Here is a 12,663-nt window from a genome sequence, read left to right on the forward strand (position 1 = left end):
CGGGCTTGGCCGTCGCAAACCCCAGCGCCGCAACGGGTGTCGATTGTGTCGGCGGGATGGCGGAAAGCGGCGACGTCGTCGGAGAGCGCCCAAGCGACGGCCGGAAATCAGACTCGCCGGGACGTCAGGACTGAGTCGTTTCCGCCTCTGATGAAGACCAGCCGATGGCCGAGGACCTGCGCCCCTTGCTCTCAACTGTCTCAACACTTCCGGGCCCAATGGATAACGGGCTCGAAGGCCAAGAATCATCGTAACACACTGGTAAGTGTTTCTGTTGTGGGTGGGGTCGGGGAAGCGCGTCTAGGTAGTATCACGCTCTCCAAACTTGTTGCGTTTCGATCGACCTGAACCCGCGCTCAAAATTCTCGACTAGGAAGCTCACATGGCGATTTCCAGCCTCTCGGCGGCTCAGATCGGCGCCCTCTCGGTCACCGTCATTCAGGGGCTCACCCAGACGGAGATCAAGTCGCTCAGCGCGACCCAGGTCGGCGCGATCAACACCACGGGGATCGCGGCCCTGGACACCACCCAGGTCGGGGCGCTGTCAGCGACCCAGGTGAAGGGGCTGTCGGCGACGCAGATCCCGCACTTCGACACCGGCATCGTCTTCGACACCGAGCAACTCCAGGTTCTCAGCGCCCCGCAGGTCAAGGCGCTCACCACATCTCAGCTCGGTGCGCTCGACACCTCCCACATCGCCGTCCTCAGCTCGACGCAGCTCGGGGCGCTCTCGGCCACCAACCTCTCGGCCCTGGCCGACACCCAGGTCGGCGCGCTGTCGACGACCCAGATCAAGGGCGTCACGGCCACCCAGCTGGCCGGCCTGTCCACCACCGACATTGGCGAATTCGACGCCACCCAGATCGGCGGCCTGTCGGCCGGCCAGGTTGCGGCGCTGTCCTCCACCAACGTCTCGGCCCTCGACGCCACCCAGATCAGCGCGCTCTCCACCACCCAGGTGAAGGGGCTCACCAGCACGCAGCTGAAGGGGCTCAGCACCACCGACATCGGTGAGCTGTCCAGCACGCAGATCGGCGCCCTGACAGCCGCCCAGGTCGGCGTTCTGGCCACCACCCAGGTCAGCGCCCTGGATTCGACCCAGGTCGGCGCGCTCTCCTCAACCCAGGTCGGCGCCTTGACCTCGGCCGGTCTCGCGGCCCTCGACGCCACCCAGACCGGTTCGCTCACCACCACCCAGGTCGGCGGTCTGACCACCACGCAGCTCAAGACCCTGTCGACCACCGACTTCGGCGAGCTGACCTCGACCCAGATCGGCGCGCTGTCGGCGGCCCAGCTCGGCGCCCTCTCGGCGACGGCGATTTCAAGCCTCGACGCGACCCAGACGGCGGCCCTGACCACCACCCAGCTCGGCGGCCTGACCACCACGCAGCTCAAGTCGTTCAGCGCCACCGACGTCAGCGAACTGACCACCACCCAGGTCGGCGCCCTTTCCAACAGCCAGATCGGCGCCCTGACGGCGACCGCAGTCTCCGCCCTCGACGGCACCCAGGTCGCCGCGCTGTCAGCGACCCAGGTCAAGGGCCTGACCACGGGCCAGCTCGCCGCCCTCAGCACCACCGACATCGCCGAGTTCGCCGACACCCAGATCGGCGCCCTGACTCCGAGCCAGCTTGGCGCCCTGACGGCCACCAACATCTCGGCCCTCGACGCCACTCAGGTGGCGGCGATCAGCACCACCCAGATCAAGGCGCTTTCGGCGACCCAGATCCGGGCGCTGGACACCACCGACGTGGCCGAACTGTCCTCGACCCAGGTGGGCGCCATGTCGGCCGCCCAGATCGGGGCCCTGTCCTCCACCAGCCTGGCCAGCCTGGACTCCACCCAGCTCGGCGCCCTGACGGCCGCCCAGGTCGGCGCCCTGTCGGCCACCAGCCTGTCGGGCCTGGACGGCACCCAAATCGGCTCGCTGACCACCACCCAGGTGGGCGGCCTGACCACCACCCAGCTCAAGTCCCTGAGCACCACCGACTTCGGCGAACTGACCTCGACCCAGATCGGCGCCCTCAGCGCCAATCAGCTCGGCGCCCTGTCGGCCACCAACATCTCGGCCCTGGACGCCACCCAGACGGCGGCCTTGTCCACGACCCAGGTCAAGGGCCTGGCCACCACCCAACTCTCGGCGCTGAACGCCACCGACATCGGCGAATTCACCGCCACCCAGATCGGGGCGCTGTCCAACGCCCAGATCGCGTCGCTGACGGCCACCAACATCTCGGCCCTCGACGCCACCCAGACGGCCGCGCTCTCCACCACCCAGGTGAAGGCGCTGTCGGTCAGCCAGCTGCGGGGCCTCGACGCCACCGACGTGGCTGAGCTCGCCGACACCCAGATCGCGGCCATGGCCACGTCTCAGATCGCGGCCCTGAGCTCCACCAATATCGGCGCCCTGGACGCCACCCAGCTCGGCGCCCTCACCGCCGCCCAGATCGGGTCCCTGTCCGCCACCAGCCTCTCCACCCTGGACGCCACCCAGACGGGTTCGCTGACCACCACCCAGGTTGGCGGCCTGACCACCACCCAGCTCAAGAGCCTGTCGACCACCGACTTCGGCGAACTGACCTCGACCCAGATCGGCGCCTTGTCGGCCGCCCAGATCGGGGCCCTGTCGGCCACCAACATCTCGTCGATGGACGCCACCCAGACGGCGGCCCTGACCACCACCCAGGTGAAGGGCCTGGCGGCCACCCAGCTCTCGGGCCTCAACGCCACCGACATCGGCGAACTGACCACCACCCAGATCGGCGCGCTGGGCGGCACCCAGATCGCGGCGCTCTCGGCGACCAACGTCTCGGCGCTCGACGCCACCCAGGTCGCGGCGCTTTCCACCACCCAGGTGAAGTCGCTGACCACCGGCCAGCTCGCCGGCCTGTCCGTCACCGACATCGGCGAGTTCGCCGACACCCAGATCGGGGCGCTCGCCACCAGCCAGCTGGCCTCGCTGACCGCCACCAACCTGTCGGCGCTGGACGCCACCCAGGTGGCGGCGATCAGCACCACCCAGATCAAGGCCCTGACCTCCACCCAGCTCAAGGCTCTCGACACCACCGACGTCAGCGAGCTGTCGTCGACCCAGGTCGGCGCCATGTCGGCCGCCCAGATCGGGGCCCTGTCCTCCACCAGCCTGGGCAGCCTCGACACGACCCAGCTTGGCGCCCTGTCGGCGGCCCAGATCGGCGCCCTGTCGGCCACCAGCCTCTCGGGCCTGGACGCAACCCAGATCAGCGGCCTGACCACCACCCAGGTGGGCGGTCTGACCACCACCCAGATGAAGGGTCTCTCCACCACCGACTTCGGTGAGCTGACCTCGACCCAACTGGGCGCCCTTTCGGCGGCCCAGGTCGGCGCCCTGAGCAGCACCAACGTCTCCAGCCTGGACGCCACCCAGACGGCGGCCCTGTCGACCACCCAGATCAAGGGCCTGGCCACCACCCAGCTCTCGGCGCTGAGCGCCACCGATATCGGGGAACTGACCTCGACCCAGATCGGCGCCCTGGCCGGCCCCCAGCTGGCCGCCCTGACGGCGACCAACGTCTCCAACCTGAACGCCACCCAGGTCGCCGCGCTCTCCACCACCCAGGTCAAGTCGCTGACCACGGGCCAATTGGCGGGTCTTTCCACCACCGACATCGGCGAGTTCGCCGACACCCAGATCGGCGCCCTGACTCCAAGCCAGCTCGGCTCGTTGACGGCCACCAACATCTCGGCCCTGGACGCCACTCAGGTGGCGGCGATCAGCACCACCCAGATCAAGGCGCTCTCGACCACCCAGCTCAAGGCGCTGGACACCACCGACGTGGCCGAACTGTCCTCGACCCAGGTCGGCGCGATGTCGGCGGCCCAGATCGGCTCGCTGTCCTCCACCAGCCTGGCCAGCCTGGACTCCACCCAGCTGGGCGCGCTCACCGCCGCCCAGATCGGCGCCCTGTCCAACACCAGCCTCTCGGGTCTCGACGCCACCCAGATCGGATCGCTGACCACCACCCAGGTGGGCGGTCTGACCACGTCCCAGCTGAAGGGGCTCTCCACCACCGACTTCGGTGAGATGACCTCGACCCAGATCGGCGCGCTTTCCGCCAATCAGCTGGCCTCTCTGACCTCGACCAACCTGTCGGCCCTGGACGCCACCCAGACGGCTTCGCTGTCCACGACCCAGGTCAAGGGTCTGGCGACGACCCAGCTCTCGGCGCTGAGCGCCACCGACATCGGCGAGTTCACCGCCACCCAGATCGGGGCTCTGTCCAACGCCCAGATCGCGTCCCTGACGGCCACCAACATCTCGGCCCTCGACGCCACCCAGACGGCCGCGCTCTCCACCACCCAGGTCAAGGCGCTCACCACGACCCAGCTCAAGGGCCTGGAGATCACCGACATCGGTGAGTTCTCCGGCGAGCAGATCGGCGCCATGACCGCGACCCAGGTCGGCGCCATCACCTCCACCAACCTGGCGGCCATCGATGCGACCCAGATCGGGGCCCTCACCGCGGCCCAGGTCGGCGCGCTCTCCACCGCCAGCCTCTCGGCCCTGGATGCGACTCAGACGGCGCTGCTGACCACCACCCAGATCGGCGGCCTGACCACCACCCAGGTGAAGAGCCTCTCCACCACCGACTTCGGTGAACTGACCTCGACCCAGATCGGGGCGCTGTCGGCCAACCAGATCGGGGCCCTGAGCAGCACCAACGTCTCCAGCCTGGACGCCACCCAGACGGCGGCCATGTCGACCACCCAGATCAAGGGTCTGGCGACGACCCAGCTCTCCGCCCTCAGCGCCACCGACATCGGCGAACTGACCTCGACCCAGGTCGGCGCCCTGGCCGGACCCCAGTTGGCCGCCCTGACGGCGACCAATGTCTCCAACCTGAACGCCACCCAGGTCGCCGCGCTCTCCACCACCCAGGTGAAGTCGCTGACCGCCGGCCAACTGGCGGGGCTCTCCACCACCGACATCGGTGAGTTCGCCGACACCCAGATCGGCGCCCTGACGCCGAGCCAACTGGGCGCTCTGACCGCCACCAACATCTCGGCGCTGGACGCCACCCAGGTGGCGGCGATCTCGGTGACCCAGGTCAAGGCGCTGTCGACCACCCAGCTCAAGGCGCTGGACACCACCGACGTGGCCGAGCTGTCGTCGACCCAGGTCGGCGCGATGTCGGCCGCCCAGATCGGCTCGCTGTCCTCCACCAGCCTGGCCAGCCTGGACTCCACCCAGCTCGGCGCGCTCACGGCCGCCCAGATCGGCGCCCTGTCCAACACCAGCCTCTCGGGTCTCGACGCCACCCAGATCGGATCGCTGACCACCACCCAGGTGGGCGGTCTGACCACGTCACAGCTGAAGGGGCTCTCCACCACCGACTTCGGTGAGATGACCTCGACCCAGATCAACTCGCTCTCGGCGGCCCAGCTCGGGGCGATCACCGCCACCAACATCGCCTCCCTGGACGCCACCCAGGTCGCGGCCCTCTCGACCACCCAGGTCAAGGGTCTGGCCACCACCCAGCTCAGCGCGCTGAGCGGAACCGACGTCGCCGAATTCACCGCCACCCAGATCGCGGCGCTCAGCAGCGCCCAGATCGCGGCCGTGACCTCCACCGGCATCTCGGCCCTGGACGCCACCCAGACCGCGGCGCTCACCACCACCCAGGTCAAGGCGCTGACCACGACCCAGGTCAGGGGCCTGGAAACCACCGACATCGGGCAGCTGACCGGGACTCAGGTGGGCGCGCTCACCACCAGCCAGCTCGGCGCCCTGACCACCACCAACATCACCGCCCTGGACTCCACCCAGGTCGGCGCCCTCACGGCCGCCCAGATCGGCTCGCTCTCGGCGACCAATCTCTCGGCCCTGGACGCCACCCAGACCGGTTCGCTGAGCACCACCCAGGTGGCCGGTCTCACCACGACCCAGCTGAAGACCCTGTCGACCACTGACTTCGGCCAGCTGACCTCGACCCAGATCGGGTCGCTCTCGGCGGGCCAACTCGGCGCCCTGACCGCCACCAACCTGGCCAGCCTTGACGCCACCCTGGTGGGCGGCCTCTCCACGACCCAGGTCAAGGGTCTGGCGACGACCCAGCTCAGCGCGCTCTCGGCCACCGATATCGGCGAGTTCACCTCGACCCAGATCGGCGCCCTGGCCGCAAACCAGGTCGCCGCCCTGAACGCCACCGCCTTCTCGGCCCTGGACGCCACCCAGGTGGGGGCGCTCTCCACCACCCAGGTGAAGGGCATGACCACGACCCAGCTCACCGGCCTCAACGTCACCGACATCGGCGAACTCTCCGCCGACCAGGTCGGCGCCCTGACGCCGACGCAGCTGGGCTCGCTGACGGCCACCAACATCTCGGCCCTGGACGCGACCCAGGTGGCGGCGCTGTCGGTCACCCAGGTCCGCGGCCTCAACGCCACCCAGCTCAAGGGTCTCGACACCACCGACGTCGGCGAACTCTCGTCGACCCAGGTGGGCGGCCTGACCGCGGCTCAGGTCGCCGCGCTCTCCACCACCAGCGTCCAGACCCTGGACACCACCCAGCTGGGCGCCCTGGCCACCACCCAGATCGCGGCCCTGACCAAGGAAGCGCTCTCGGCCCTCGACGCCACGCAGACCGCGGCTCTGACCACGACCCAGATCGGTGGTCTCACCACCGCCCAGGTGGCCAACCTCTCCACCACCGACTTCGGCGAACTGACCTCGACCCAGATCGGGGCGCTGTCGGCCAACCAGATCGGGGCCCTGAGCAGCACCAACGTCTCCAGCCTGGACGCCACCCAGACCGCGGCGCTCTCCACCACCCAGGTGAAGGGCCTCACCACGACCCAGCTGAGGAGCCTGCAGACCACCGACATCGGCGAACTGACCTCCACCCAGGTCGGCGCGCTGAGCACGGCGCAGGTGTCGGCGCTCACGGCGACCGGGGTCTCGACCCTCGACGCCACCCAGGTGGCCGCGCTCTCCACCACCCAGGTGAAGGCCCTGACCACCAGCCAGCTGGCGGGTCTCTCGACCACCGATATCGGCGAGTTCGCCTCGACCCAGATCGGCGCCCTCAGCTCCAGCCAGTTCGCGGCTCTGACCTCCACCAATGTCGGGGCCCTCGACACCACCCAGATCGGCGCCCTCTCCACGGCGCAGATCGCGGTGCTGTCGCAGACCAGCCTGTCGGCCCTGGACGCCACGCAGATCGGGGCGATCTCCACCACCCAGGTCGCGGGTCTCACCACCACCCAGCTGAAGTCGCTCTCCACCACGGACTTCGGCGACCTGACCTCAACCCAGGTCAATGCCCTCTCCGCCGCGCAACTCGGGGCCCTGACGGCGACCAATATCTCGTCGCTCGACACGACCCAGTTCCAGGCCCTCTCCACCACCCAGGTGAAGGGGCTGACCGCGACCCAGCTCTCGGGTCTCAGCGTCACGGATGTGGCCGAGTTCGCCGACACCCAGATCGCGGCCCTGACGGCGGCCCAGATCCCCGGCCTGACGGCGACTGCGGTTTCCGCCCTCGACTCGACCCAGACCGCGGCCCTGAGCACCACCCAGGTCAAGGCGCTGACCACGACCCAGATCAAGGGTCTGTCGGTCACCGACGTCGGCGAACTGGCCACCACCCAGTTCGGGGCGCTTTCCTCGACCCAGGTCGGGTCGCTGGCCGCCACGGTGGTCGCCGGCTTCTCGGTGACCCAGGCCAACGCCCTGGCGACGACGCAGATCACCGGCCTGACGGCCACTCAGCTCGACGGACTGTCGGTGACCAACATCGCGGCCATGGACTCCACCCTGCTGAACGCCATGACCGCCACCCAGGTCCAGAGCCTGGATGGCGATCAGATCGCCGCCTACATCACCGCCACCTGATCGCGGCGGACGTGACCTCCTGCGCCGGGCTTTCGGGCCCGGCGCAGATGGTCGCATTGCGATCCCCGGTCTGGAATCCGGGCTCCGGAGGCGCCACAACAGGGTGACGGGATCCCCTGGCCGAGTCGCTGGTCGCCCGGCCCGGCTGGAAGGACAGGCGCGAGACCATAATGTCCCAGGATCTCTTCCTCTCGGCGTTGCAGAAGGCCACGGCGGAGACCCTTGGCCTGGCGGAGCTGATCAACAGCGCCAACGCGCTCAGCACGGCGGGCAGGGCTGACCAGGCCCAGCAGCTGTACAAGGTCTGGGGCGCGCTCAACCCGACCCATCCCCAGCTCTATGTCGCCCACTTCAACCGGGGTTGCCTGCAGACCCAGTCCGGGGACCTGGCCGGCGCCATCGAGGCCCTGACCGCGGCCATCACCCTCGATCCGGACTTCATGCCGGGCTACATCAACCTGGGCGGGGTGCTGGAGCGCAACGGCCAGCCCGACGAGGCCATCGCCCTGTGGCAGACCGCCCTGCAGAAGGTGGCGACGATCACCGGCACGGCCTTCGGCTACAAGCTGTCGACCCTCAAGCAGTTGGCCCGCATCCTGGCCGACACCCAGAAGATCGAGGCCGCCGAGGCCATCCTGCGCGAGACCCTGTCCCTTGATCCCACCCAGCGCGACGTGATCGAGCAGTACCTCGCCATGCGCCTGGTCCAGTGCAAGTGGCCGGTGGTGGAGCCGCTGCCCGGTCTTGAAGCCGCGGACCTGATCACCAACATCCACCCGCTCTCCATGGCGGCCTATACCGACGATCCCCTGCTGCAGCTGGCCGCCGCAGCCCGCTATGTCAGCCTCACCGCCGAGACGCCCCTGACCTGCGCAGGCGACGACCGGCGCCACGCCCCCATCGACGTCCAGAACCGCCGGCTGCGGGTGGGCTATATCTCGTCAGACCTGCGCGACCATGCTGTGGGCTATCTGATGGCCGAACTCTGGGAACTGCACGACAAGGCCAAGGTCGAGGTCTTCGCCTACTACTGCGGCATCCCCTCCATCGACGCGCTCAGCCTGCGCACCCGCGGCGCGGTGGAGCACTGGACCGACATTCGGCCGATGACCGACGCCCAGGCGGCCGCCGCGATCGCGCAGGACGGCATCGACATCCTGGTGGACGTCAACGGTCACACCCGCGAATGCCGCACCGGCGTCTTCGCCCTGCGGCCCGCGCCCATTCAGGTGAACTGGCTGGGCTATCCCGGCACCATGGGCAGCCCCTATCACCACTACCTCATCGCCGACGGCTGGATCGTGCCGCCGGGCTCGGAGATCTACTATTCCGAAAAGGTGGTCCGGCTGCCCTGTTACCAGCCCAATGACCGCAAGCGGGTGGTGGCCGCCGAGCGTCCGACCCGGGCCGAGGTGGGGCTGCCCGACGAGGCCTTCGTCTTCTGCTGCTTCAACGGCGCCCAGAAGATCAGCCGCGCCACCTTCGAGCGCTGGCTGACCATCCTGAAGCGGGTGGAGGGCAGCGTGCTCTGGCTGCTGGAGAGCACGCCGGAGACTCACGTCCGCCTGCTGGCCTTCGCCGCCGAGCGGGGCGTGGCGCCCGAGCGGCTGATCTTCGCGCCCAAACTGCACAATTCCCTGCACCTGGCGCGTTATCCGCTGGCCGACCTGTTCCTCGACACCGGGGCCTACGGCGCCCACACCACCGCCTCGGACGCCCTGTGGATGGGGGTGCCGATGGTCACCCTGTCGGGCCGAGGCTTCGCCGCGCGGGTCTGCGGCAGCCTGGTGCGCGCCTCGGGCCTCACCGATCTGGTCTGCGCCAGCCCCGACGAATATGTCGAGCGCGCCGTCGCCCTGGGCCACGACCGCGGCCAGATCGCCGCCTACAAGGCTGAACTCGAGGCCAACCGAGACACCTGCGATCTCTTCAACATGGAGAAGCTGGTTTCGAGCCTGGAAGACCTCTACGCCACCATGGTGGTGGACTATCAGCAGGGCGCCCTGCCGCGCCCCGACCTCGACAATCTCGACATCTATATGAAGGTCGGCGTGGATCATGACCACGAGGGCCAGGAGATCCTGGCCGTCGAGGACTATCACGGTCTCTACAAGGCCAAGCTAGCCCGGCGGCACCTGGCCCGGCCCATTTCCCCCGACGCGCGTCTCTGGACCTCGCAGGATATCGCCCTGGCCGAAGGCGAAGCGTCGGTCTCTGAACCCCAGGCCCGCCTGCGCCGCGCCGCGGCCGACTGACCGATCCGCGCGTTCGCCGCGCGCCTGAACTGGAAGACCCATGACCCGTAAGGTCCTCGAAAGTCTCCGCGACCAGGGCTATGAGCCGGCCTCGATGCTGGATGTCGGCGCCAATGTCGGCGGCTTCACCGAGGGCTTCCTGCAGGTCTATCCCGACTGCGTCCCGACCCTGGTCGAGCCCAATCCCTATTGCGAGGCCGATCTGGCCAAGCTGGGTTTCGAGCGGCACATGGTGGCCGCCTCGGACCAGGCCGGCGTGGCCGAGCTGTTCCTCAGCAAGGACTGGCTGCAGTCCACCGGCGTCTCCCTCTACCGCGAGGACACCCACTATTTCAGCGAGGATAAGGTCCTCAAACACGCCGTGCCCAAGGTGCGGATCGACGACCTGTTCGCCGGCCGCCGCTTCGACTTCGTCAAGATCGACACCCAGGGCGCCGAGGTCGATGTCCTCAAGGGCGGGGCGACCGTCCTGGCGGAGGCCGACTACATCCTGCTCGAGGTCTCGATGGTCGAGTACAACATCGGCGGGGCCAAGGCCGAGGATGTGTTCGCGCAGCTGGAGTCCATGGGCTTCCACTGCTCGGAGGTGGTGGAGTTCCATCGCCTGGACGACGTGCGCGAGAACGGCCTGCTGCAGATCGACGTGCTGTTCGAGCGCCGCGGCAAGCGGGCCAGCCCCGCCACTGACGCTCTGTTCCGGCTGGGACAGACCCTGGCGGGGGAGGGCCGCACCGACGAGGCCCTGACGGTTTTCGAGAACCTGGCGGCCCTCCGCCCCCGCGACGAGGCGGTGCTCAGGGCGCTGATCGAGATCTACACCGCCCAGGATCGCACCCTGGAGGTGCTGCGCGCGCTGCGCGCCATCCGGCTGGGCCGGACCAATCCCAACAGCCTGCTGGCGGAGATCCAGGACCGCGCCCTGCCGGCGATCGGCAAGTTCAACGCCCACCTGGAAGCCGGCGAGACCGTGCAGGCCGAGCGGTACGCCGCGGCCCTGGTGGCCCTGATCCCCAACAGCGAGCCGATGCTCACCGCGGCCATGAGCTGCAACCAGGTGCTCCAACGCTGGGGCGAGGTGGAGCGCTACGCCCGCGCCCTGTTGGCGGTCGACCCCAACCACCCGACGGCCCAGATCATCATGGCCGCCGCCAACCGCACCCTGGCGCCCGCCGGTCCCGCGCCGGTCCCCAGCGATCCGGCCCTGGCGGAGATCGCCGAGAAGATGGCCCTGGCGCTGGCGCCCGGCGACATGCATCCGCTGCTGCGCCTGCGTGACATCCACGACGTGGTCAGCCTGATCCTCTGCCGGCCGCTGACGCCGCAGAGCCAGGGGCAGATCGCCGCCCTGCTGGCCGCGGCCGGCGCGCTGGAGGTGGTGGTGGACCCGGAGTCAGAGTGGGAGGGGTGGTCCAAGCACTATCGCCTGCTGCTGGACGCCGTGGACCTGGCCGCGGTCAATGCGCCCACGCCCGTCCCGGCCCCGGAGACCGAGCTCGCCTTCGTGTCGTCCTCCGGCGCCGCCATGGACTGGGGCGGCGTGCGCGCCACCGCCGACCGGCTGGGAGCCAAGGCGGTGTTCTTCGCCGCCGCCGACGAGACCTATGTCGATCTCTACGCCCGCTGGTACGCCCTCTCGGTGCTGAAATACGCCGACGTGCCGAGCCTGATCGTCATCCACGTGATCGGCGGCAAGGATCGGCTGGCGGCCATCGCCGCGGGGGTCGGGATCTCGGACGAGCGGCTGATCTTCGCCGGCGACGACTTCGACGCCGACGCGGTGACCACCAAGGTCTATGACGCCCCGCCCAAGGGGTTCATCGCCCGCCCGGTGGCCCACTTCCAATGCGTGCGGTTCCAGCGGCTGGGAACCCTGCTGGCGCGCCTGGAGCGCCCGGTCTTCGTCTCCGACATCGATCTGATCCTGCAGCGCGGCGTCTCCGACCTGCTGGCCCGGGCCGCGCCCGCCGACGTGATGTTCAACGAGAACGAGATCAGCTTCAACGCCGGGTCGCGGCTGACCGCCAACCTGCTGCTGGTGAACCCGACCGCCGACGCCCAGGTCTTCCTGGCCTTCCTGCGCGCCTACATAGAGCGCGAACTGGCCAGGCCAGCGGTGACCCGCTGGATCGACCAGGTGGCGCTGATCTTCGCCCGCCACCACCTGCTGGCCCGTGGCGCCTCGCCGACCCTGGCCTATTTCGACACCACCACCGACATCAACAACGTGATGTACCCGTCCTATCAGGCCAATCCGTTCCGCTTCCTGTCCCTGTTCCACGGCTTCGACACCTCAAGCCTGGAAGGCGTGGGGGAGGGTGCGGCGGCGCAGTGACGCCCGGTCCACGGCTGGAAGACTCAGTCTAGGTTCTGCGCTCTCAAGCGGAGCGGACGGACATGAAGCGCATACTTGTGACCGGCGGCGCCGGCTTTGTCGGCTCGCACCTCTGCGAACGCCTGATCGAGGCGGGCCACGAGGTCCTGTGCGTCGACAACTACTACACCGGCTCCCGGCGCAACGTGGCCCACCTGCTGGCC

Annotated in this window: 4 protein-coding genes; all 4 read left to right on the forward strand. The window is 69.0% G+C overall.

The features are described 5' to 3' along the window. Positions 1 to 382: 382 nt before the first annotated feature. Positions 383 to 7,873, forward strand: coding sequence for an ice nucleation protein (locus tag Q7J39_RS08975; RefSeq protein ID WP_304823118.1), 7,491 nt, complete (start codon positions 383 to 385; stop codon positions 7,871 to 7,873). A 170-nt stretch (positions 7,874 to 8,043) separates the two neighbouring features. Further along, entirely contained in the window at positions 8,044 to 10,128 is a 2,085-nt protein-coding gene (locus tag Q7J39_RS08980) for a tetratricopeptide repeat protein (protein WP_304823120.1), read from the forward strand. 40 nt (positions 10,129 to 10,168) lie between these two features. Next, positions 10,169 to 12,460, forward strand: coding sequence for an FkbM family methyltransferase (locus Q7J39_RS08985; RefSeq protein ID WP_304823123.1), 2,292 nt, complete (start codon positions 10,169 to 10,171; stop codon positions 12,458 to 12,460). Positions 12,461 to 12,522: 62 nt separating this feature from the next. After that, positions 12,523 to 12,663, forward strand: a 141-nt coding sequence (locus Q7J39_RS08990) for an NAD-dependent epimerase/dehydratase family protein (RefSeq protein ID WP_304823134.1), incomplete at its 3' end; no start/stop codon positions are given.

Origin of the sequence: Phenylobacterium sp., from assembly GCF_030651185.1 — a bacterium.
GTDB lineage: Bacteria > Pseudomonadota > Alphaproteobacteria > Caulobacterales > Caulobacteraceae > Phenylobacterium.